General features: G+C 59.3%; 20 protein-coding genes and 2 pseudogenes. 14 read left to right on the forward strand and 8 right to left on the reverse strand.

The window, feature by feature from the left end; all coding sequences use genetic code 11:
• Positions 1 to 25: 25 nt before the first annotated feature.
• Positions 26 to 262, forward strand: a complete 237-nt coding sequence (locus RYB66_RS05890) for a hypothetical protein (RefSeq protein ID WP_005777732.1) — start codon at positions 26 to 28, stop codon at positions 260 to 262.
• A gap of 66 nt (positions 263 to 328) precedes the next feature.
• On the opposite strand, the gene RYB66_RS05895 is transcribed toward RYB66_RS05890, so the two are convergent.
• A complete protein-coding gene (locus tag RYB66_RS05895; RefSeq protein ID WP_005777730.1) occupies positions 329 to 868 on the reverse strand; it encodes a Bro-N domain-containing protein in 540 nt (179 codons plus the stop codon).
• A 392-nt stretch (positions 869 to 1,260) separates the two neighbouring features.
• Positions 1,261 to 1,764, reverse strand: coding sequence for a GAF domain-containing protein (locus RYB66_RS05900; RefSeq protein ID WP_005744147.1), 504 nt, complete (start codon positions 1,762 to 1,764; stop codon positions 1,261 to 1,263).
• 232 nt (positions 1,765 to 1,996) lie between these two features.
• On the opposite strand from RYB66_RS05900, the pseudogene RYB66_RS26535 reads away from it, so the two are divergent.
• Together RYB66_RS26535 and RYB66_RS26540 are read left to right on the forward strand one after the other, a co-directional pair.
• A pseudogene (locus tag RYB66_RS26535) lies at positions 1,997 to 3,034 on the forward strand (methyl-accepting chemotaxis protein); the annotation flags it as partial.
• A gap of 255 nt (positions 3,035 to 3,289) precedes the next feature.
• Positions 3,290 to 3,889: pseudogene (locus RYB66_RS26540) on the forward strand (methyl-accepting chemotaxis protein); the annotation flags it as partial.
• 70 nt (positions 3,890 to 3,959) lie between these two features.
• Here the strand turns inward: RYB66_RS26540 and RYB66_RS05910 are convergent.
• The gene (locus RYB66_RS05910; RefSeq protein WP_005744145.1) at positions 3,960 to 4,865 is read right to left on the reverse strand and encodes a LysR substrate-binding domain-containing protein; all 906 of its coding nucleotides are present in this window, start codon (positions 4,863 to 4,865) and stop codon (positions 3,960 to 3,962) included.
• Between the two features lie 103 nt (positions 4,866 to 4,968).
• Here RYB66_RS05910 and RYB66_RS05915 point away from each other — a divergent pair, with 103 nt between their 5' ends.
• The gene (locus RYB66_RS05915; protein WP_057404034.1) at positions 4,969 to 6,171 is read left to right on the forward strand and encodes an aspartate aminotransferase family protein; all 1,203 of its coding nucleotides are present in this window, start codon (positions 4,969 to 4,971) and stop codon (positions 6,169 to 6,171) included.
• 124 nt (positions 6,172 to 6,295) lie between these two features.
• Positions 6,296 to 6,841, forward strand: a complete 546-nt coding sequence (locus RYB66_RS05920) for a DUF4174 domain-containing protein (protein ID WP_016981959.1) — start codon at positions 6,296 to 6,298, stop codon at positions 6,839 to 6,841.
• A 53-nt stretch (positions 6,842 to 6,894) separates the two neighbouring features.
• Here the strand turns inward: RYB66_RS05920 and RYB66_RS05925 are convergent, their stop codons facing one another.
• A complete protein-coding gene (locus tag RYB66_RS05925; RefSeq protein ID WP_002553546.1) occupies positions 6,895 to 7,335 on the reverse strand; it encodes a CBS domain-containing protein in 441 nt (146 codons plus the stop codon).
• 222 nt (positions 7,336 to 7,557) lie between these two features.
• Here RYB66_RS05925 and RYB66_RS05930 point away from each other — a divergent pair, with 222 nt between their 5' ends.
• Positions 7,558 to 9,921, forward strand: a complete 2,364-nt coding sequence (locus RYB66_RS05930; protein ID WP_016981960.1) for a DNA polymerase II — start codon at positions 7,558 to 7,560, stop codon at positions 9,919 to 9,921.
• Here the strand turns inward: RYB66_RS05930 and RYB66_RS05935 are convergent.
• Positions 9,918 to 10,763 (reverse strand): NAD-dependent protein deacetylase, encoded by an 846-nt coding sequence (locus RYB66_RS05935; RefSeq protein ID WP_005744139.1) that lies wholly within the window; start codon positions 10,761 to 10,763, stop codon positions 9,918 to 9,920. The genes RYB66_RS05930 and RYB66_RS05935 overlap by 4 nt on opposite strands.
• Positions 10,764 to 10,928: 165 nt before the next feature.
• Between RYB66_RS05935 and RYB66_RS05940 the strand changes: the two genes are divergently transcribed.
• Positions 10,929 to 11,771, forward strand: coding sequence for a PhzF family phenazine biosynthesis protein (locus RYB66_RS05940; RefSeq protein ID WP_316886971.1), 843 nt, complete (start codon positions 10,929 to 10,931; stop codon positions 11,769 to 11,771).
• Between the two features lie 70 nt (positions 11,772 to 11,841).
• Here the strand turns inward: RYB66_RS05940 and RYB66_RS05945 are convergent, their stop codons facing one another.
• From RYB66_RS05945 to RYB66_RS05955, 3 genes are all read right to left on the reverse strand, one after another.
• On the reverse strand, positions 11,842 to 12,681 hold the full coding sequence (locus tag RYB66_RS05945) for a TIGR03915 family putative DNA repair protein (RefSeq protein ID WP_016981963.1): 840 nt from the start codon (positions 12,679 to 12,681) through the stop codon (positions 11,842 to 11,844).
• Complete coding sequence (locus tag RYB66_RS05950; protein WP_316886973.1) at positions 12,678 to 13,898, reverse strand: putative DNA modification/repair radical SAM protein; 1,221 nt, start codon at positions 13,896 to 13,898, stop codon at positions 12,678 to 12,680. The genes RYB66_RS05945 and RYB66_RS05950 overlap by 4 nt, the downstream gene beginning before the upstream one ends.
• A gap of 71 nt (positions 13,899 to 13,969) precedes the next feature.
• On the reverse strand, positions 13,970 to 14,827 hold the full coding sequence (locus tag RYB66_RS05955; protein ID WP_005777714.1) for a LysR substrate-binding domain-containing protein: 858 nt from the start codon (positions 14,825 to 14,827) through the stop codon (positions 13,970 to 13,972).
• Positions 14,828 to 15,083: 256 nt separating this feature from the next.
• Between RYB66_RS05955 and RYB66_RS05960 the strand changes: the two genes are divergently transcribed.
• The 7 genes from RYB66_RS05960 (at position 15,084) to RYB66_RS05990 (ending at position 21,797) form a co-directional block, all read left to right on the forward strand.
• Positions 15,084 to 15,926, forward strand: a complete 843-nt coding sequence (locus RYB66_RS05960) for a transporter substrate-binding domain-containing protein (protein WP_029240997.1) — start codon at positions 15,084 to 15,086, stop codon at positions 15,924 to 15,926.
• 67 nt (positions 15,927 to 15,993) lie between these two features.
• Positions 15,994 to 16,833 carry a transporter substrate-binding domain-containing protein gene (locus RYB66_RS05965; RefSeq protein WP_316894049.1) on the forward strand — a complete coding sequence of 280 codons (840 nt, stop codon included), beginning with the start codon at positions 15,994 to 15,996 and terminating at the stop codon, positions 16,831 to 16,833.
• Positions 16,830 to 18,251, forward strand: coding sequence for an FAD-binding oxidoreductase (locus RYB66_RS05970; protein WP_016981966.1), 1,422 nt, complete (start codon positions 16,830 to 16,832; stop codon positions 18,249 to 18,251). The genes RYB66_RS05965 and RYB66_RS05970 overlap by 4 nt, the downstream gene beginning before the upstream one ends.
• Positions 18,248 to 19,465 (forward strand): aminotransferase class I/II-fold pyridoxal phosphate-dependent enzyme, encoded by a 1,218-nt coding sequence (locus RYB66_RS05975; protein WP_316894052.1) that lies wholly within the window; start codon positions 18,248 to 18,250, stop codon positions 19,463 to 19,465. The genes RYB66_RS05970 and RYB66_RS05975 overlap by 4 nt, the downstream gene beginning before the upstream one ends.
• Positions 19,462 to 20,196, forward strand: a complete 735-nt coding sequence (locus tag RYB66_RS05980; RefSeq protein WP_005744131.1) for an amino acid ABC transporter permease — start codon at positions 19,462 to 19,464, stop codon at positions 20,194 to 20,196. Before RYB66_RS05975 ends, RYB66_RS05980 begins: the two co-directional genes overlap by 4 nt.
• Positions 20,186 to 20,974: an amino acid ABC transporter permease gene (locus tag RYB66_RS05985; protein WP_005744130.1), complete on the forward strand. Its 789-nt coding sequence runs from the start codon at positions 20,186 to 20,188 to the stop codon at positions 20,972 to 20,974. Before RYB66_RS05980 ends, RYB66_RS05985 begins: the two co-directional genes overlap by 11 nt.
• Positions 20,961 to 21,797, forward strand: a complete 837-nt coding sequence (locus RYB66_RS05990) for an amino acid ABC transporter ATP-binding protein (RefSeq protein WP_005744129.1) — start codon at positions 20,961 to 20,963, stop codon at positions 21,795 to 21,797. Before RYB66_RS05985 ends, RYB66_RS05990 begins: the two co-directional genes overlap by 14 nt.
• The last annotated feature ends 15 nt before the right edge of the window (positions 21,798 to 21,812 follow it).

Consider the following 21,812-nt stretch of genomic DNA (forward strand, 5'->3'; position numbering starts at 1 on the left):
GTTTTGCCGGATTGGAGAAACGAGAATGTGCAGACCTAAAGAGCCCATCGCGGGCGTATTTCTACTGTTGGTTCTGGCGGCCGGAGGCTGGGTGGCTCAGGAGCCATTTCCTCATTTCGGGATTGATCTGCCTGCCGAGGCGTTATTGGACGGAGAGCATCCGGTCAAACCTGTGTCGCCTCGACACCGAACGCAATTTGATGAAAGCCAGTTCAGCAGCGCCATGCTTGAGCTCGTGCCCATGTACGCGACCGTAGAGTAAACCGTAGGCTGTGTACGAAAAGTCGGCCAGCGCGGCCACTTTTTGTACAGAGCCTGTTTGAAGCGCTCAGGCAGCCCGTTTGCCCAGCAACTTCAGACGTTTCAGCCAGCCATTTTTCTTGCCGGTCGCCTGGACCTGAACGATTTCCGGCATGTCGCGCAACTTCACCCAGATATCCCCGCGCCATTGAAGCGTACTCAGGGGTGTGCCCTGCCACTGCATTTGGCAGTGAGTGGGGCCGTCGTTATTGATATCAAAGGCGCGGGCGCTCAGTGCGGGCAGCACGTCTTGTGTCAGCCAGCGTCGCAGGGCGCGGTTTTCCGGGATGTAATGGTGAATCAACAGGGCGAATACCGCAGACTCGCTGATCAGCAGGCATTTTTGCCATTCGCCGTGGGTCAACAACCATGCGGTGCGGCGCTGATCGGCGTCGAGCTTGCGGGTGTTGCGCTCGTCCAGACGCTTGCCCATCAGGCGGGCGATGTCTTCCAGCGGGAACCAGGCTTCTGCGTGCATGACAACAGCACGCAACATGCGACGGTGGCGCAGGAAGAGGGTGGGTTCGTGGTTTTCGGTGCAGGGAAGAAGGGGGAATGGGAGATCCATTGATTAAACGCTCCATAGCGAACATAGAGCCCCAATCACGTCGCTAAACGAGAAGGTGGCAGCTGTGCGAAGGTTAGCGAACCGGTCTCTAATCTTTCGCACACCGGCAGACCCGAAGGTCTCCGACGCACAGCCGCCATAACGCGATGTTCATGTTGAGCATGAAACGCGATGTCGAGAATAGAGATTCGGATCGCTAAATCCGGCCGCTGATTTTGCAGCGACGGCGCACCTTAAATCCTCGATACAGCCCGCGCAAGCAACTGAAGTCTTCTCGGAAACTTCACACAGGGCGAAGAGATTTTTCAGTCGAGCGACTTCATCCTTTCCTGCAAAATCAACGCTTCGTCCGCATGAAACGTGTTTTTCACCCGCATCAAGCGGCAGCTACATCAGTCTGTTTCGCTGATGTTGGCGAAGAAAATACAGCCGATCAATCTGGCAAACAGAGTCAGTGTTTCCGCCAGATCGGGGTCGTCAAACAACGTCACGTCCGAGTCCAGCGCACATAGCGCGCCGTACAACTGTCCGTTCGGAAGATGGATCGGCACGCCTGCATAACTCTCGATGGCGTAGCGCTTTACCACCGGCCGGTTCGCGTAGCGGCCGTTTTTGCTGATCTGCGGTACGAACAACGCTTCGGGGTTGACGCAAAACTCACTGCACAGCGTGGTTTCCAGTTTGAACACGTCCCCATCGTCGATGCCCAGGTCAGTCGGGTCGTATACAGAACAGGCGATCCAGTCCGCGTCGGTGAACTTTGCGATACCTGCAAAGCGCATGCCTGTCAGTCGGGTGACCAGCCTTAAAATGTTGGTCGTTGCCTCTATTTCGGCAATCGCAGAACGTTCCTCTGTGGTCAGGCCGTCTCGAGAAGCTGTCAACTCCAGACTCATGCAATTCTCCGAAATACTCGATGTGTAGGTACAGCGGCCCATGCTAACCGACTGGCGTGAAAGGCCATACGGGTTATTCGACGAGCCGATGTTTATTTTCGAGCATGAATTTTGACGTCAACTTTTAAAGTTTGAAGCTGCCCTGCCGACAACTGTGGGTTGTATCAATGGCAAGGACAAGCCGCTTATAACCCCCACAATGACCAGACAAGGGCAATTTACGGTGAACACTATGCTGAACAATATTTCTGTAAGGTCCAAGCTTGTGCTCGGGTTTGCCTTGGTCATTGTGCTGACCGTGCTGATTGCACTCACCGGCTGGACGGGGATCAGTTCGCTGAGCGAACGAAGCGAGAGGATTGCCGATATCGGCAAGCTGAGCACGCTGACCCGTGATGTCCGTATAGCCCGCCTGGCTTATGCGCTCAACTACGATGCCGAGCGCGCCAGCAACTGGCTGAAAGCTATCGATAGTCTCGAAAATCATGTGAAGTATGCGCAGAAAGTTTTCGACTCTCCGCTGAATACCCCGCTGGTAAATGCTTCTGCTGAAGCGATGAAGGATTATCGTGTCCACTACGACAATCTGATGCAGGCAACTGCCGCCCGCGAGGCGACCCGGTCAGTGTTTGGCCAGTACGCTGACGCAGCCGCTGACGATTTGCAAAAACTGAACGCCATTGCCCGATCAGATGACGGCAGCGCCTCGCAGCGTGACGACATTATTCAGGCGATGACGTTGTTTCAGAAAATGCGCTTCGACTTGCGTGGTTACACCTATTCCCTGAAAACCGAGAACCGGGCACCGGCTGAAACGTCGATGAACACGGTGATTAATTTTGTTAAAAGTCTGAAAGGCTTCGATAGCCAGTCAGCGACGATCAAGCACCTTGTGGACGCTCTGCTCAGCTATCAGAACACGTTGAATCAGTTCACTGCGGCGCAGGAAAAGATCGATCAGGCACAGGCAGGGATCACTAAAACTATCGCCATTCTGTTTGATTCTGCCGACAAGCTGTCAGCCAATCAGGTCAGTCTGAGAATAGAAGACGTGGGCGAGGCCAAGACTCTTCTGTCCGTCTGGCTGATTGCAGCGTTGATCATGAGCGCCTTGGCGGCCTGGGTGATCACTCGTCTTATCGTCGGCCCGTTGCTTGACACACTGAAGCTGGCCGAGCGTGTAGCGGATGGCGATTTGACGTACAACCAGCCGGTCACGCGCAAGGATGAACTGGGCTTGTTGCAAGGCAGCATGCTGCGCATGACCAGCAACCTGCGCGAGCTGATTGGCGGCCTGCGCGATGGCGTGACACAAATCGCCAGCGCAGCCGAACAGTTGTCGGCTGTCACTGAGCAGACCAGTGCCGGGGTGAACACTCAGAAGAGTGAAACGGATCAGGTTGCCACTGCAATGCACGAAATGTCTGCGACTGTTCAGGAGGTCGCACGCAACGCAGAGCAGGCTTCCCATGCGGCGGTTAATGCTTCGAAGGAAGCCCGCGATGGCGAAGGTGTGGTTTCCAAGGCGGTTGCCCAGATCGAGAAGCTCGCGACTGAAGTCAAACACTCCAAATCTGCAATGGACGAGCTCAAGAGCGAAAGCAACAAGATTGGCGGCGTGCTGGACGTGATCAAGGCCGTTGCCGAGCAGACCAATCTGTTGGCGCTCAATGCTGCCATTGAAGCGGCGCGTGCAGGTGAAGCCGGACGAGGCTTCGCGGTGGTGGCTGACGAAGTAAGAAGCCTGGCCCAGCGCACGCAGACATCGACGGAAGAAATTGCTGCGTTGATCAGTGGCCTGCACAGCCGTACATCGCAAGTGGCTACTATCCTCGACAATAGCCAGGCTCTGACTGAAAACAGTGTCGAGCTGACACGCAATGCTGGGGTTTCCATCAATAACATGACCCAGGCGATCTCGACCATCGAGACGATGAACCACCAGATTGCCGCTGCTGCCGAAGAGCAGAGTGCGGTTGCCGAAGAGATCAACCGCAGCGTTCTGAACGTGCGCGACATTTCCGAGCAAACGGCGTCCGCCAGTGAAGAGACCGCGGCGTCCAGCGTCGAGCTGGCGCGCCTGGGTGTGCATCTGCAGAGCATGGTCAGCCGATTCAAGGTCTGACCGGCAAACTCCGGTGCGGGCAGCAACGCGCGCACCGGCGTCGGTTCGATGACATTTGGGCGGTAAGTGCTTACCGCCCCCAGAGCCCCATCGCGTACTCCACAAAACTTCTCACTTTAGGCAGCCGATAACGATCCTGCACATACAGCAGGTTCATCGGTCGTCTGGGTAAGTGATAGCCCGGCAGCAGCGCAACCAGCCGGCCTTCCTGCAAGTCTCGCTGAACCAGCGCATCCGGTAGCATCACTACGCCCATTCCAGCACATGCCGCCTGATAAAGACCGGCAGAGGTGTTGGCAACCATCGAGCCGTCGACATCCACCAGCACTTCACCTTCGGGGCCGGTCATACGCCATTGGGTGCCAGCCGTGCGCCACTCGTCTCCTGCCGGGTAGGAGAACGCCAGGCAATTGTGCGCACCAAGGTCCTCGGGGTGCGCAGGCGTTCCATGACGAGCCAGATAACTCGGCGCAGCGCAGATGGTCAGGGTGTAGTCCTGCATGGGGCGCGCAATCAGTGGCGAGGATTGCGGGATGTTCCCCAAGCGTATGGCGATATCGAAACCATTGTCGATCATGTCCAGACGCTGGTTGGTCAGCACCAGATCAAGTTTGACCTCGGGAAAACGTAGCGAGAACCCGGCAAGGGCCGGGGCCAGCACTTCCGAACCGAACGTCAGCGGCGCGGTGATGCGCAACGTGCCGCTGGGATCGCCCTGGGCCTGCTCGGCCAATTGCTCGGACTCGGCCACCAGCCCCAGCACTTCAAGGCAACGCTCGTAATACGCAGTGCCGAATTCCGTCAAGCGCTGACGGCGAGTGGTGCGCTGCAACAGGCTGACGCCCAGGCGCTGTTCCAGTGCGCGCAGGTGGTTGCCAACCATCGTGGTAGAAATCGAACACGCCTGCGCTGCCGCCGTCAGGCTGCCTGCTTCGACCACCTTTACGTACACACGCATCGCCTGAAACAAATCCATTATCAAGCCCTGCTTTAAAATGATTGAAGTATTTGGCTGTTTATCCATAAAGAGTGGTTAACGATACTGCAAAAACCGAAACATACCCAAGGAGCTTCACGTCATGACCACTGCCTGCCTGATGAGCACTTACCAACCTCTGGCCCTGAGCTTCACCCGAGGCCTGGGCACGCGTCTGTGGGACCAGAGCGGGCGCCAATACCTGGATGCTGTGGCGGGCGTGGCGGTGACCAATGTCGGCCACTCGCATCCGCTGCTGGTTGAGGCCATTCGGGATCAGGCGGGGTTGCTGTTGCACACTTCCAATCTTTACAGCATTGACTGGCAGCAGCGTCTGGCGCAGAAACTGACCGGTTTGTCGGGGCTGGATCGGGTGTTTTTCAATAACTCTGGTGCCGAGGCCAACGAGACTGCGCTGAAGCTGGCGCGCCTGCACGGCTGGCACAAGTACATCGAACGGCCTTTGGTGGTGGTCATGGAAAACGCCTTTCACGGCCGCACGCTGGGCACACTGTCGGCCAGTGACGGACCGGCTGTGCGCCTGGGCTTCAGCACCTTGCCAGGGGATTACGTCAAAGTACCCTTTGGCGATCTGGCGGCGTTCGACAAGGTCTGCGTGACTCACGGGCACCGCATTGCCGCAGTACTGGTGGAGCCGATTCAAGGCGAAGGCGGCGCGCAGGTCGCGCCAACCGGGTATCTCAAGACGCTGAGGGAGCGCTGCACCCGGCGTGACTGGCTGTTGATGCTCGACGAAATCCAGACCGGCATGGGGCGGACCGGCAAGTGGTTTGCCTTTCAGCACGAGGGCATCGTGCCGGACGTCATGACCCTGGCCAAGGGCTTGGGCAACGGTGTGCCGATAGGTGCCTGTCTGGCAAGGGGCAGGGCGGCGCAATTGTTCACCCCCGGCAGCCACGGCAGCACCTTCGGTGGTAATCCGCTGGCCTGTCGGGTCGGCTGCACGGTGATCGACATCATCGAACAGCAGGCCTTGGTGGAGAACGCTGCCCTGCAAGGCAGCCGCTTGCTGGAGCGGCTGCGCAACGTGCTTGGCGCTCACCCGCAGGTGCTGGAGATTCGTGGCCTCGGGCTGATGATCGGTATCGAATTGCGGCAGGCCATACCCGAGTTGACCCGGATCGCGGCCGAGGACTACGGCCTGTTGATCAACGTCACGCGCGGTAAGGTCATCCGTCTTCTGCCGCCATTGGTACTGAACGCTGCGGAGGTGGAACAGATCGTTCAAGGCCTGCTGGCGAGCCTCGACAGCGCCCTTTACAAATCGCTTGAGCGCTCTGCCTGAAGCAAGGGATTAAGGAAAAGGACTACATCGGGCTGTACCGGGATGACCCATATGCGGTAGAACAGTCCAGCATCGCGTATGTCTGCGCGCGATGGCTACCCAATGGATTTGAAAGGAGCCCACCATGTTAATCCGGTCCCTGACCCTCGCCACCCTGCTTGTCGCTGCCGGTACAGCACTTGCCGCTGACAGCGATGGCCCTTTGGCCCAGGAGCGCGGCAAGTCGCGCCCGCTGATCATCATCGCACCCAGCCCGGCTGATCCGGCGCTGAGCCACCTCAAGGACGCGCTGAAGGAGTCTGCCAATCATAAAGACTTCACAGAGCGCAATATGGTGCTGTTCACGGTGGTGAACACTATCGGCGAGCGTGACGGCAAGAGCATGGACCCCCAGTCGACCATGGCCTTGATTCGTGAATTGAAGCTGGGCGCGGGTGTCGGTACCAAGGTCATTCTGGTGGGCAAGGACGGCGAGAAAAAGATCGACAAGACTATCGGCAAGTCAGAATCGGTAGACCTTAGAGAGATCTTCGCCACCATCGACCAGATGCCAATGCGCGAGAAAGAGGCATCCGCGCCGCCACCAGAACCAGAGGCCAAGCCTGCACCGGCCGAAAAACCGGGCAAGCCAGTCAAGGGCGGGGCACCTGGCAAGACGCTGGATGACTGAGTGACCGGCGCAGCGTGCGGTAATCGCGCGCTGCGCCTGGCGTGCCGTTCGGCTCACTCGCCGCGAATGTACTGCTCAAGCTGCTGAATGAGACTGGCCTGTTCGGCAATGGCTTCCTTCACCAGGTCGCCGATCGACAGCAGGCCCAGCAGTTGGCCGTCTTCCACGACCGGCAGATGGCGCAGATGGCTGTCGGTCATGATCCCCATGCACGCTTCGACGCTCTGTTGCGAGTCGACGGTAATGACTTTGTTGCTCATGATTTCTCTGACCGGCGTGCCCACCGAGGAGCGCCCCTTGAGGATCACCTTGCGTGCATAGTCGCGCTCACTGACGACGCCGACCACCACGTTGCCCTCGACCACCGGCAGCGCACCGATATTCTTTTCCGCCATCAGCCTGAGCGCATCGAGCACCATCTGGTCCGGGCCGATGGTATGTACTTGCTGGTTTTGCAGGTCTTTCAATTTCAGTAGTTGGGCGACGGTTTTCATGCTGCTCTCCGTGATCGGGACCTGTAAGACTGTAGTGCATTTTCAGGCGCACTACAGAATCGTGCAGCGCGCAGAATCGAGCAACAAATAAATAGGGATGAGGGGCATAGACGCAATTAATTGACGGCACCTGAAAATGGCCTGAATTCGACTGCCGACCGCGCGCTTGATCTCACAGCCAAGTAGAATCAACGGTTTCGCCATGCGGTCGAGGTAGCAGCGTTGGATTTACAGCAAGGCTTCATCCTGAGTCGGCACTGGCAAGATACGCCCGCCGGGACCGAGGTCGACTTCTGGTTGGCTACCGATCAGGGGCCTCGCCATATTCGCCTGCCTTGCCAGCCCTCTGTCGCCTTCATTCCCGCCGAGCAGGGCGAGCGTGCGCGGTCGCTGTTGCGTACCGAGCGCGGGGTGGAATTGCGTCCGCTGGAGCTTTGCGATTTTCGTCATCGACCTGTGCTCGGTGTGTATTGCCAGCAGCACCGCCAGTTGATGAACATCGAAAAACTGCTGCGTAGAGGCAATGTCGATGTTTACGAGGCAGACATTCGCCCGCCCGAGCGCTATCTGATGGAGCGCTTCATCACCGCGCCAGTGCAATTCAGCGGTACGCCGAATGCCGAGGGCGTGCTTTGCGACGCGCAAATCAGGCCGGCACCCGATTACCGTCCCAGCCTGAAGCTGGCGTCGCTCGATATCGAAACCACGGCACGTGGCGAGCTGTATTCGATCGCGTTGGAGGGCTGTGGTCAGCGCCAGGTGTACATGCTGGGGCCACCCAATGGCGGCGACGAAGGGCTGGATTTTCAGCTCGATTATTGCGATACCCGCGCGCAGTTGCTGGAGTGCCTGAATGGCTGGCTGGCGTTGCACGATCCTGACGCAATCATCGGCTGGAACGTCGTGCAGTTCGACCTGCGGGTTCTGCATGAACATGCCCAGCGCCTGCAAGTGCCATTGCGGCTCGGGCGTGGCGGTGAAGCAATGGGCTGGCGGGAGCATGGCAGCCGTAACAATCATTTTTTTGCCGAGGTCAGCGGGCGACTGATCATCGACGGGATCGAGGCCTTGCGTTCCGCGACCTGGAGCTTTCCGTCGTTCAGTCTCGAGAATGTCGCGCAGACCCTGCTGGGCGAGGGCAAGGCCATTGATACGCCTTACCAGCGCATGGACGAAATCAACCGCATGTTCGCCGAGGACAAGCCTGCGCTGGCGCGTTACAACATCAAGGATTGCGAGCTGGTGACGCGCATCTTCGCCAAGACTCAGTTGCTGACCTTTCTGCTCGAACGCGCCACCGTAACGGGCCTGCCCGCTGACCGCAGCGGCGGTTCGGTGGCCGCGTTCTGCCATCTGTACATTCCGCTGATGCACCGCCAGGGCTTCGTCGCGCCCAATCTGGGCGAACGAATGCCGGAGGCAAGCCCCGGTGGTTTTGTGATGGATTCCCAGCCGGGGCTCTATGAGTCGGTGCTGGTGCTGGACTACAAGAGCCTTTATCCGTCGATCATTCGAACCTTTCTCATCGACCCGGTGGGGTTGATCGAAGGCATGCGTCATCCCGAGGACAGCGCGTCGGTGCCAGGCTTTCGCGGCGCGCGCTTTTCCCGCACCCGCCATAGCCTGCCAGCGATCGTGGAACGAGTGTGGCAAGGTCGGGAGACCGCCAAGCGCGAGCACAATGCGCCGTTGTCCCAGGCCCTGAAAATCATCATGAATGCCTTCTACGGCGTGCTGGGGTCGAGTGGCTGCCGGTTCTTCGATCCGCGGCTGGCCTCATCGATCACCTTGCGCGGGCATGAAATCATGCTCAAGACCCGCGACCTCATCCAGGCACAGGGCTATACCGTAATCTACGGCGATACCGACTCGACGTTTGTCTGGCTGGGCCGTCCTCACGGGCAGGAAGAAGCGGCAAGCATTGGCAAGACGCTGGTGCAACAGGTCAACCAGTGGTGGCGCGAGCACCTGCACAATGAATATGGCTTGCACAGCGCGCTGGAGCTGCAATACGAAACGCATTTTCGCCGCTTCCTGATGCCAACCGTGCGCGGCGCGGAGGAGGGCAGCAAGAAACGCTACGCCGGACTGGTCACTCGCGCCGACGGTTCCGAGGAGATGGTCTACAAGGGCCTGGAAACCGTGCGCACCGACTGGTCGCCGCTGGCTCAGCAGTTTCAGCAGGAGCTATACCTGCGCATCTTCAAGCGCCAGCCGTATCAGGATTATGTGCGTGACTACGTGCAGCGCACCTTGTCAGGCGAACTGGATGACCTGTTGATCTACCGCAAGCGCCTGCGCCGCAAGCTCGATGATTATCAGCGCAACGTGCCGCCACACGTGCGCGCCGCGCGGCTCGCCGATGAATACAACGATCAGCAGGGGCGTCCGCGTCAATATCAGAGCGGCGGCTGGATCAGCTATGTGATGACCACTGCCGGGCCGGAGCCTCTGGAGATTCGTCACGCGCCGATTGACTACGACCATTACGTGACTCGCCAGTTACAACCACTGGCGGATGCGATCCTGCCGTTTGTCGACGATGATTTCAGCACGCTGATCGGCGGGCAATTAGGGTTGTTCTAACGCGCGCTGAGCTGCTCGGCGATCCACGGCAGTACCTGCTCGCATGATGCTTCGATCTTCATTTCAAGCAATTCGTCCGCGCGGGTCTTGCCGTGGTTGATGGCGATGACCGGTTTGCCCTGTTCGACCATTGCCTTGCACAGGCGGAACGCCGACCAGGCCATCAATGACGTGCCAACCACCAGCAAGCCTCCCGCCTGTTCGACACTCGACGTTGCCTTGGCAGCGGTCTGCGGCGCGACGTTCTCACCAAAGAACACAACGTCCGGCTTGAGTCTGTCGCCCTCGCAATGCGGGCAACGGGGCACCTTGAAACCAGCCTCGAAAGCCGGGTCCAGCAGGGTGTCGCCATCGGGTGCCTGTTTGGCATCAACGCCTAGCAGATAGGGGTTTTGCTCCAGCATCTGCTCTTGAATATCCGCCCGCTCGCTGCGTTGCTGACAATCCAGGCACAGTACACGGTGCAGGCTGCCGTGCAGCTCGATGACGTCCTGGCTTCCGGCCTGACTGTGCAGTGCATCAACGTTCTGGGTAATCAGTCCGCTGATGGCATTTTCAACCTGCAATGCAGCCAGTGCCCGATGCGCGGCATTGGCCTGCGCCGCGCGAATACGCGGCCAGCCCAGCATCGCCCGTGCCCAGTAACGTTGGCGCGCAGCGGGGTTGCCGACAAACTCTTGATACATCATCGGCTGTTTGCCACGCCGCACGCCGTCCTTGTCGCGGTAGTCCGGAATGCCGGACGCGGTGCTGATACCTGCGCCGGTGACGACCAGAAAGGACTTGCCGTTCATTGTCTCGCAAAGTGTTTCGAGCTGACTGTAGGTTGTAGTGTCCAGCATCTTCAAACCTCGAATGACTCATGTTGTCCGGACCTGTGTCTGCCAGATTAGCAGGCGAGTGCGAGCTGTGAGCGGCCAAGGCGAGCGTTGGTTCAATAGACCGTTGTCTACCCGGTGGCGTGCGTGGCAACCTTGGTTCTTTAACACCTTGCCAAGGAAGCTCAGATGCGCTCGTTTCATTTCAAACAACTGGATGTGTTCAGCGATCAGCCTTTGCTCGGTAATCCGCTGGCGGTGGTGCTGGGCGCGGACGGGCTGAGTGATGAACAGATGGCCGCCTTTGCACGCTGGACCAACCTGAGTGAAACCACGTTTCTGCTCAAACCGACAGACCCGCGTGCCGACTATCGTGTGCGTATCTTCACCACACTTGAAGAGCTGCCTTTCGCTGGGCATCCCACCTTGGGCAGCTGTCACGCCTGGCTCGAAAGCGGTGGCGCGGCGCAGGGTGAGGAAATTATCCAGGAGTGCGGGATCGGTCTGGTGCGCATTCGTCGCGAGGGCAGCGGGCTGGCATTCACTGCGCCGCCTTTGTTGCGTTCGGGCACCGTAGACCCTGAATTGATCGAGCAGATCCGCCTCGGTATGAAGCTGGGTGCGGGTGAGATTCTGGATGCACGCTGGGTGGATAACGGCCCGGGTTGGGTCGCCTTCAGGCTGGCAGATCGCGCCAGTGTTCTGAGCTTGCAGCCGGATTACACACTATTGAGCGGCCTGATACTCGGCGTCGTTGCGCCATGGGACCCGGCAATCGATGGGGATGAGGCGCAATTTGAAGTGCGTGCCTTTATCCCGGGCGACGGTATGGCGGAAGACCCGGTGACCGGCAGCCTCAATGCCGGAATCGCTCGCTGGTTTCTGGAAGAGGGGCTGGCACCGGACAATTACATCGTCAGCCAAGGCACCGTGCTCGGCCGCAAGGGGCGACTCTCCATTCAGCGTGTAGGTGAGGATATCTGGGTGGGCGGCTCGACGGTTACCTGCATTGAAGGGCGCGTTTCGCTTTAGGCGCTTGTCGTCATAGACAACACCTGAAGAGCACAGAGTGCCGGGTAACAAGAGCCCGCGAGTGAAAGACTCAATCCCTGTGCGCAATCTTCTTGCCACGTCTGGCGGCGATATCGCTGGCCTGGCCGTCGCGTTGTTTGCCAGTCCGGGCCTGGGTGATGAGCGCTGGAATCAAAGGGCCTTCGGGCAGATTCTTCCAGAAGCGCGAAGGGAAGTGGCCCTCCATGACTTTGGGGTTCAGGCGTGCAGGATTGAAGATGTGGCTGTAATAGGTGAGCCACAACTCGCCATGCGGGTCTTCGACCTGCCGGGCCATGGTCTGCCACGCTTCAGGGCAGCGGCGCTCGTGGATCAGCTGTTTGCCGTCGTAATACACGCCGTCCTGAGGGGTAGCGATCATCCAGCGGTGCTGGCCCATGCGGCCGATGAAATGCTCACTGGCACTGAGCAGAATATCGTGCGCCGGCTCATGCCAGGCCACGTACTGCGGGCGCATGATGGCCGCGTCATCAGCGACAGGCGGCAAAGCCACAAAACGTAGAAACGCGTGCAAATGATGCGCCTCACGTCTGACCGACTTGAGACGACGGTGCAGCTCGCTGCCGAGTTTGTCGCCGGCCATCATGGCCGTGCGATCACCGTGGGTGACGCGCCACAGCACTTCGTACAACAGGCTCCAGCGCTGATCGCCCCGGTAGCGCGAGGCGCTTTCCAGCAGTTGCACCAATTCCAGCGGGACCCGGGCCAGAAAGGGGCCCTGTTCCTGCGGGTATTCTTCTTCGCTGCCAAACAGGTCGGCGGCGTCCGGTGACTTCCAGCTGACCTGGCTGGGGTCGATCTCATGGCTCAGCAGCCAGCGTGCCTGTTGCCGCCAGGTGCCGAACAGGTCGTCGCAGTCCAGACAGATCATCCCCACAGCCCCATTTGCTGAGGCTGCGGCCGGTCACGCAGCTGGTGATGCAGAAATTCGCTGGTGGTTTCCGCATGCGGCGGGTGGTAATCGCTGGTAATGATAAACGGCTTGGCCTTGGCCAGTATGCAGCGCATGCGGGTGAGGTCTTCGTAGCGGATACGCCGCTGCCTACGCAGCTCGACCAGCCGCTGGGTGGTACGAATGCCGATGCCTGGCACCCGGGCAATCAGCGCCGCGTCGGCCTTGTTCAGGTCCAGCGGAAACACCTGCCGGTTGCCCAGCGCCCAGGCCAGCTTGGGGTCAATGTCCAGCGCCAGGTCACCGGGGCCGCTGAGCAATTCACCTGCAGTAAAACCGTAGCCGCGCAAAAGGAAGTCGGCCTGATACAGCCGGTGCTCGCGCATCAGCGGCGGTGCAGCCAGTGGCACACTGTTGGGGCTGTTGGGGATCGGGCTGAACGCTGAATAGTAGACCCGGCGCAGTTTGAAGTTGCTGTACAGCGATTGCGCGCTGCGCAGGATGGTGCTGTCGTCAGTAGCGTCGGCACCGACGATCATTTGCGTACTTTGCCCGGCCGGGGCAAAGCGCGGCGATCGCGGCTCGTTGCGCACGGTTTGCTCGCCGGTGTAAATGGTTTGCATGGCCTGTTTGATCGACGCGACGTCTTTTTCCGGTGCAAGGGTTTGCAGGCTCAGGTCGGTCGGCAGCTCGATATTGACGCTGAGGCGGTCGGCATAGCGACCGGCTTTTTCGATCAGCGCCGGATCGGCGTCGGGGATGGTCTTGAGGTGGATATAACCGCGAAACTCGTGCACCTCGCGCAACAACCGGGCGACCTCGACCAGTTGCTCCATGGTGTAGTCCGCAGAGCGAATGATCCCGGAACTCAAAAACAGCCCGCTGACGCAATTGCGACGATAGAAGTCCAGCGTCAGGGTGACCACTTCTTCGGGCGTGAAGCGCGCACGGGGCACGTCGCTGGAGCGGCGGTTGACGCAGTACTGGCAGTCGTAAAAGCAGAAATTGGTCAACAGGATTTTCAGCAACGACACGCAACGGCCATCCGGCGTATAGCTATGGCAGATGCCCATGCCGTTGGTGGAACCCAGCCCTGATTTGTCCTGCGAGCTGCGCTTGGGTGCTCCACTGCTGGCGCACGACGCATCGTACTTGGCGGCGTCCGCCAGAATGCTGAGCTTGTCGATAAGCTGCATGAAGTACCCCTTTACTGTTTGCATGTACAGTATAGGGCTGTGCGCCTCGCCACAAGTACCGCACGGCGGAGTTATAAGCCCTGGCTTGTCCTTATCAACTCATAGGCCTTGCGCACCAGCGGGTTCAGGGTATTGGGCCGGATCCACAGGTGGTAGGTTACGTCCGGTAGCCGTGGCAGGCCGTCGTTCTCACCCAGCACGCGCATATCCGGGCCGAGCATTTCCATGCTGCGCGGCGTTACTCCCAGGCCTGCTCGGGTTGCAGCCTTGATACCGATCAGGTTGGACGCCAGATACGCTTGACGCCATGGAATGTTGGCAGCTTCCAGCGCCTGCAAGGCATAGCGCCGGTAAATGCTCGGTTCGTCGACCAGAATCAACGGCAGCGGCTCGCTGGGTACATGGATGTAGTGCGCCGAGCAGATCCACCAGACCGGAGAGGTGCGCAGTGCGAAGCCCTCCAGGGTCGGATCTTCACGAGTGGAAATAACCATGTCGACCTTGCCACGATGCAGGTCGTCCATCAGAAACGGGCTACGCCCCACGTCGATTTCCAGCCTCAGGCGCGGAGCTGAGCGAGCGATGTGGCTGAGCAGCGGCGGCAAAATGGTGTCGGCGATGTCGTGTGGTGAGCCGATGCGCAAGATGCCGCTAAGGCTGCTGTCGCGCAAGGAATTCAGGGCGTCGTCGTTGAGCGACAGCATTTGCCGGGCATGCCTGAGCAACTGCCGACCCGATTCGGTCAGGTGTTTCTGCCGCCCCTGTTTCTGAAACAGGCTGACGCCGACCTGCTGTTCCAGGCGCTGCATGTGTTGAGTTACCGAGGATTGGGTGCGCGCCAGTTGTGCACCTGCCAGGGCGAAGCTGTGGTAGTCGACCACCGCAACGAAGGTGCGCAGCAGTTCCAGGTCGAGGGTCGATGTCGGCATTGTCGAGTCGGGCGTTTTCAAGGTCGAACTCATATCAGGGCGGTGGGTTAATACATTACGTAGTTTTATGTTTATTGTGCAGTCTGTGTGACTGACTTCCATAGCTATCAACGTTTATTGAGTTTTAAGCCTGCAGAATCGCTTGCCGTACTTAAAGTTATAACCATATTTGATATTTGAATTTCCGTTAACGGATGGCGATCCGTAGTGTCGCGGCATCAGGTCGGGGGACGCCGATCATCAGCCGGGGAATTTCATGTCGAACAAGCGCTCATCCGTTTCAGGTTTTTTTCCCGCCATGCTGGGTGTTCTGGCCAGCCTGACTGTGAGCAGCGCGGCGCTGGCCGATGCCACGCTTGACAGGATTCAGGAGCGCCATCGTCTGGTGGTCGGCGTGTTGCTGTCGGGTGGACCGTTTGGCTCTATCGACCCGCAAACCCGCAAGCCCAAGGGCGTCAATGTGGAACTGGCCGAAGATATCGGCAAGCGTCTGGGTGTCGACGTTGAACTGGTGTCGGTACTGACCGCCAACCGTGTGCAATTTCTGCAGCAGGGTAAGGTGGACCTGTTGATTGCCAACATGGAATGGACGCCCGAGCGCGGCCAGCTGCTGGGCTCGGTGCCAACGCCGTTTTACCGCGTCGGTGGCACGGCCGCTGTGCTCAAGGACAGCAAGATAACCCGCTGGGAAGACCTCAAGGGCCAGCCAGTCTGCACCTCGCAAGGCAGCAGCTATATCAAGGCGCTGACCGAGTTCGGTGCCGACATCAAGGCGTTCAAAAGCTCGTCCGAATCGCTGTTGGCGCTGCGAGGCAACAATTGCGTGGCTGCCGTGCACGACGCCACGCTGGTCAACCCGCTGCTGGCCGGAAATGACGAATGGAAGGACTATCGCGCCATCACTCCGGAACTCAACCCGGCCCCGTCGGTGATCTGGACTCGTTCCGGGGAGGCCGACACTCAGAAGCGACTGGACAGCATCGTTCAGGAATGGCACCGCAGCGGTTGGCTGATCGAGCTGGAAAAACGCTACAACATCACTCCTCCTTCTCCAGCTCTGGTCGAGCTGCATGAGCAGTTCACGAGCAAGGGCGCCTGATCTCACCTTTCCCGTTTCACCATTCCCACGCCGATTCGTACGACCTCGGCCAATAAGGAAGGCATTCATGAGCAGCATTTTTTCGGGCAGGACGTGGACGGCGCTCGGGTTGATACTGTGTGCAGGTCTGGCCCAGGCTGATGCGACACTGGAGCGTATCAACGAGCGCCACAAGGTCAGTGTGGGAGTCCTTCTCAGCGGTCCGCCGTTCGGCACTATCGACCCGGCAACCGGCAACCATCAGGGCTATAACGTCGAGCTGTCCAAAGAGCTTGCCAAACGACTGAGTGTCGACCTGGAAACAGTTTCGGTGCTGGCACCCAACCGTGTGCAGTTTTTGCAGCAAGGCAAGGTCGACCTGTTGATTGCCAACATGCAGTTCACCGAAGAGCGGGCGCAGATTCTGGATTACGTGCCCACGCCTTATGAAGAAGTGGGTGGCGCGGCGTTGGTGCGCAAGGGCTCGGGCATCAGCATGTGGGAGGACCTTAAAGGCAAGCCGGTATGCGTGTCGCAGGGCAGTAATTTCATCAAACCCTTGCAGGAACTCTACGGCGCGCAGATCAAGGCGTTCCGAAGCCAGTCCGAATCGCTGCTGTCGCTGCGCGGCAATGGTTGTGTCGCGGCCGTGCATGTCAGCCCGACCATGCGCACCTTGCTGTCCGAAAAGGAATGGTCCGGCTATGAAATACCCGTGCCGACCGATCTCATCCCGTCCAGCTCGGTGATCTGGGTTCGCAAGGGTGAGCACGATATTCAGGCTCGCCTGGATGCCATTGTCCGTGACTGGCATCGCAGTTGCTGGCTGATAGAACTGGGCAAGCGCACCGGTATGGAGCCATCGCAGGCGCTGCGCGATCTGCATGAAAAGTTTCGCGGCAGTGCGCCACTGGCTGTCACACCATGAGCGAGCCGTTGTTCGCTGCGTTGCAGCAATTGTTGGGCGACAGCCATGTGCAGCGGGGTGCCCAGGCCAGCGATCGCTTGATCGACCGGCAAGGGCGCTATACCGGGCAGGTGATTGCTGTGGTGCATCCGGGTGATACCGAGCAGGTTGCCGAGGTGGTACGACTCTGCGTGGCACATTCAGCGCCGGTGGTGGTGCAGGGCGGTAATACCGGTTTGATGGGCGCTGCGACACCCGACGCCAGTGGTCGGGCGGTGCTGTTGTTGCTGGATCGCATGAATCAGGTGCGCGAAATCGACACTGACAATGACACCCTGACGGTCGAAGCGGGCTGCATCCTGCAAGATTTGCAGGATGCAGCCCGGCAGGCGGATCGTCTGTTTCCGTTGAGCCTGGGCGCACAAGGCAGTTGCACTATCGGGGGCAACCTGGGTACCAACGCAGGAGGCAATGCGGTGTTGCGCTACGGCAACATGCGCGAGTTGACGCTGGGGCTTGAGGTGGTTACCGCCCAGGGCGAAATATGGAATGGCCTGCGTGGTCTGCGCAAGGACAATACCGGTTATGACCTGCGGGATCTGTTCATTGGCAGCGAAGGCACGCTGGGTATCATCACCGCTGCGACGCTGAAGCTTTTTCCGTTGCCCAAGGCTCAGGCAATTGCCTTTCTGGCGTTTGACTCCCTGGCCGATGCGGTTGCCTTTCTGTCTCACGCCCGCGCCGGCCTTGGCGCTGGGCTGACGGCTTTCGAGCTGCTCAGCGCCGATTGTCTTGCGCTGCTGCGTGAGCAGTTCACGCAGGGGGCGCAGCCGTTTCGTAACGCACCGCAACCCTGGTTCGCGTTGCTGGAATTGTCGGATAACCGCAGCGAGGAACACGCCCGTGAAACGTTTGAAACGGTGCTCGGTGATGCGATCGAGCAGGGTTTGCTGGCTGATGCGCTGATCGCCGAGAGCCTGGCGCAGGGTCAGGCGCTGTGGTTGCTGCGGGAAAACATGAGTGAGGCGCAGAAACGGGCCGGTCGCAATATGAAGCACGATATTTCTGTGCCGATTTCTCGCGTCGTCGATTTCGTGACCCACACCGATGCCTTGTTGCAAGCGCACTTTCCAGGTGTCCGTCATTTCACCTTCGGGCATCTGGGCGACGGTAATCTGCATTACAACGTCGCACATCCGCTGGGCTCCAGCGTCGAGGCACACATGGTCAACTACGCCGCGTTGAGCCGGTTGGTGCATGACAGCGCGTATGCACATGGCGGCTCGATCAGCGCCGAACATGGCATCGGGCAACGCAAGCGGGACATGTTGACCGATTACAAGAGTCCGGTGGAGCTGGACTTGATGCATCGTATCAAGCACGCGCTGGACCCGCTCAATTTGCTCAATCCGGGCAAGGTACTGGAGGCTCGGACATGAGTATCGTTCTGTCAAAGCGAGTGCAGCGCGTTTCGCTGTCAGCCAATGCTGCAGCCAAATCACAGGCGACGGCCTTGCGTGAGGGTGGTGCCGATATCCTCGACCTGACCACCGGCGAGCCTGATTTCGATACCCCGCAGCACATCAAGAACGCTGCGTGCGAGGCCATCGACCGTGGCGATACCAAATACACGCCAACACCGGGGGTGCGTGCATTGCGTGAGGCAGTGCAGCGCAAACTGCGACGGGAAAATCATCTGGATTACTCATTGGCGTCCGTCGTGATCGCCAACGGTGCCAAACAGATCATCTTCAATGCCTTTGCCGCGACGCTGAATGACGGCGACGAGGTGCTGATACCTGTCCCTTACTGGCCGTCGTTCCCGGACAGCGTGCGTTTCAATGGTGGCGAACCGGTATTCATCGAGTGCGGGCTGGAGCAGGGCTGCAAGCTGACCCCGGAGCAACTGGAACAGCACATCAATGAACGCACCCGCTGGTTGATCCTCAACGGGCCGGGCAATCCCAGCGGTGCGGTGTATGACCGAGAGGAGTTACTGGCTTTGGCGCACGTGCTGCGTCGTCACCCGAACGTGCTGATTCTTCTGGACGAGTTGTACGAACATATCCGCTTTGACGGTCAAGCGGCCCTGAGCCTGCTCAATGTAGCTGCGGACTTGCAGTCGCGCTGTCTGCTGGTCGGCGGCGTGTCGAAAACCTATGCCATGACGGGCTGGCGTATAGGTTTCGGTGCCGGTCCGCAGGACCTGACCAGTGCCATGACGGTCGTTCAGTCGCAATCGACTTCGGGCGCTTCATCGGTGGGCCAGGCGGCGGCGCTGGCCGCTTTCGAAGGCGGGCTAGGGTTTCTTGCGGAGCAGGTGGCGGCCTACCGGCAGCGCCGCGATGTGCTGGTGGCGGCGCTGGGGCAGGTGGCCGGGCTTGAGGTGCTGGTACCGCAAGGTGGCTTTTTTGTTTTTGTGCGCTGTGCCGGATTGCTGGGGCGTTATCGTCCGGACGGCCAGCGCGTGAACAGCGATGCCGACGTGGTTGCCTGGCTGCTGGAGTCCGGAGTGGCCGGTGTGGCAGGCAGCGTCTATGGCTTGTCGCCCTGGTTTCGGCTGTCCATCGCGACGGCGACTGAAACGGTCCGCGAAGCCGGTCGACGTATTGCCCGCGCCTGTGCGCAATTGCATTCCGGTGAAACCACATGAACCACTGGCTTGAGTCGTGGGTGCAGTGGGCGGCCAGCGTCGGTTTGAACTACACCTTTTTGCTCGATGCCTATCAGCGCGGCACGATGCTGGAGGGGGCCGTCACAACCCTGTGGTTGTGCCTGTTCACCATCATTGGCAGCTTGCTGACGGGTGTCGGTCTGGCGGCAATGCTGACCTCGGGCAAGACCTGGCTGGCAGTGCCTGCGCGGGTATTTATCGAAGTGACTCGCAACACACCGACGCTGGTGCAGCTGTACTGCGCTTTTCTGGTGTTGAACATGCTGCTGACCCAGGCGGTCGGTGCAGCGAACCCGTTGACGCCTTTCGCCTGGGTGGTGATCGTGATTTCCCTGCATAAGGGTGCATTCCACGCCGAAGCGCTGCGGGCCGGTATCGAGGCAGTGCCCGCCGTGACCCTGGAAGCTGCCAGTTCACTGGCCTTTAACAGTCGCCAGTTGTTGTGGAACGTCCAGTTGCCGCTGGCCGTGCGTTTCGCTTTGCCGTCGTTGGTCAACAACCTGATTGATCTGGTGAAGATGACCGCCGTGGCGTCGGCCATTGCGGTGAATGACATCACTTACGCATCAATCATGATCTGGACACAGAGTGACAACGTGCTGGAACTGATGATTCTTCTGCTGAGCTTTTTCGCGTTACTCAGCTTTGCGGTCAATTGTGCGGGGCGTGCCCTGGAAGCCCGTTTGAGGATGCCCGGTTATGGCGATTGATTCTTCACTGACGACGCTCCCTGCGTGGTCGCGTCGTCACCTGGTTTCACTAAGCCTGTTGGTGCTACTGGTGATCGCGCTGGCGTGGTGGACTGCGGAAAGTCCGGTGTTCAGCGCGCTGCTGCAATGGTCGCCTGCGCTGGCGGCCGGATTTGCACAGAACATTCTGATCAGCCTGGTCGCCATCGCTCTGGGTTCGATATTCGGCCTGTTGGTCGGGGCGCTGGGGCTTTCGCCATTCAGGTTGCTGCGTCTGCCGGCACGGCTCTGGGTGCAGGTGTTTCGTAACGCGCCCTGGCTGGTGCTGATCTACTTTACTACCTATGTTTTTCCGTTCGAGATAAAAGTCGCCGGGACTTACATTGCCTTTCCTGACTGGGTGAAAGTCACCCTTGGCCTGGCACTGCCCGCCAGCGCCAACGTGGCCGAAATCTTTCGTGGCGCTGTGGCGTCGATTCCCGCTACCCAGTGGGAAGCGGCGCGCTCGCTGGCGTTTACCCGCGGGCAGATTTTTCGCTCGATCATCCTGCCCCAGTGCCTGAAACGCATGCTGCCGCCGTGGATGAACCTGTATGCAGTGATCACCATGGGCACTGCACTGGCTTCGCTGGTGGGTGTGCATGATGTGATCGACACAGCGCAGATCGCCAGCAATACGGTCAACCAGACCAGCTTCACCGTCATCATTTATTGCAGCCTGCTGGCGCTGTTCTTTGCCTATTGCTACCCCATTTCCCGTCTGACTCACTATCTGGAGCGACGTTATGCTTTCCATTGATCCCGCCGCACGCTCACTGGTCAGCCTGCGCGACCTGCACTTGTCGTTTGGCAGTAACCGTGTGCTCAAAGGCATTGACCTGGATGTCGAGCGCGGCCAGGCGGTGTCGATCATCGGGCCGTCCGGCTCCGGCAAGTCGACCATCCTGCGTTGCATCACCGGTTTGTTGCAGGCGCAGGGCGGCAGCATTCGTGTGGGCCAGACGCAAGTTGATGAGCTGACGCGTGAAGCCGAGCGTATCGAGCTGCGCAAGCGCGTGGGTTTTGTGTTTCAGCAATACAACTTGTTTCCGCATTTATCGGTGTTGGAGAACCTGGTCATAGCGCCACGCAAGGTGCTGGGCATCGAGCGCGGCGAGGCTGAAAAACAGGCGCGTGCATTGCTGGCCAAAGTACGCATGGAACACAAGGCTGATGCCTATCCAGGGCAGTTATCCGGTGGGCAACAGCAGCGCGTGGCCATTGCTCGTGCGCTGACGATGCGCCCGGAACTGATCCTTTTCGATGAGGTGACATCAGCGCTGGACCCGGAGACAGTCGGCGAGGTGCTGACTGTGATCCGCGAACTGACCGAAGAGGGCATGACCTGTTTGCTGGTCACCCACGAGATGCGCTTTGCCGAAGAGATCAGCGACCGGGTGTATTTCACCGAGAACGGGCGGATTGTCGAACACGGCAGCGCCGAGCAGATATTCCAGCGCCCGACCAGCGAACGCACGGCAGAATTTCTGCGTCATGCATTGGGCGAATCGGGACGTCGACAAGCGGCTGTAGGCGATCCGTTTTTATTGAGCAATATCAGCCGCTACAGCTTGTCCGTTTGAGCCAGAACTTCCAGC

This window comes from Pseudomonas syringae group sp. 243L2 (genome assembly GCF_032587875.1).
In the GTDB taxonomy this organism is placed as follows: Bacteria; Pseudomonadota; Gammaproteobacteria; order Pseudomonadales; family Pseudomonadaceae; genus Aquipseudomonas; species Aquipseudomonas amygdali.